The following is a 678-nucleotide window of genomic DNA, read 5'->3' on the forward strand; positions in this document are numbered from 1 at the left end:
CACCAATGTAACAGGTAATGCTACAAGTACTACTTTAACAGCTGGTACATACATTGTTGCTATTCGTGGTACGTTTCCTAGAATCTATTTTAACAATACAGGAGATAAAGACAAAATACAAACGATTGAACAATGGGGTACAAATGTTTGGATCTCTCTGGAACAGTCTTTTCGAGGGTGTAGTAATTTAGTACTAAACGCAACAAACACTCCAAATTTAAGTCAAGCCTCTTCAATGTTAGGTATGTTTTTAGGGTGTAGTTCTTTTGTAGATAATGGAGGTGCTATTAACAATTGGGATGTAAGCACAATTACTAATATGGAACAAGTATTTCAAGGTACATTATTTAATTCTCCCATAAATAATTGGAAGGTAAGTGCTGTTACAACAATGTCAAATATGTTTAGAAACACTCCTTTTAATCAACCCCTTGATAACTGGGATATCAGTAATGTTACAGCAATGGTTGAAATGTTTTTTGATGCTACCCTATCTCAAGAAAACTACGATGCTACTTTAATAGGTTGGCATACAGACACAAGTGGTGTTGCTAATGATGGTATTGATGATGTCCCTAATAATATAACTTTTCATGGAGGCAGTAGTCAGTACTGTACAGCAGAAACTGCTTGGAATAGTTTAAACTCAACCTTTAATTGGACGATTACTGATGGTGG

1 protein-coding gene is annotated in these 678 nt (G+C 35.1%); it reads left to right on the forward strand.

From position 1 onward, the window contains the following. The coding region (locus M3P09_RS17215) for a BspA family leucine-rich repeat surface protein (RefSeq protein ID WP_249974062.1) at positions 1–678 on the forward strand (678 nt) is incomplete at both ends.

Origin of the sequence: Jejuia spongiicola (assembly GCF_023502325.1) — a bacterium.
In the GTDB taxonomy this organism is placed as follows: Bacteria; Bacteroidota; Bacteroidia; order Flavobacteriales; family Flavobacteriaceae; genus Wocania_A; species Wocania_A spongiicola.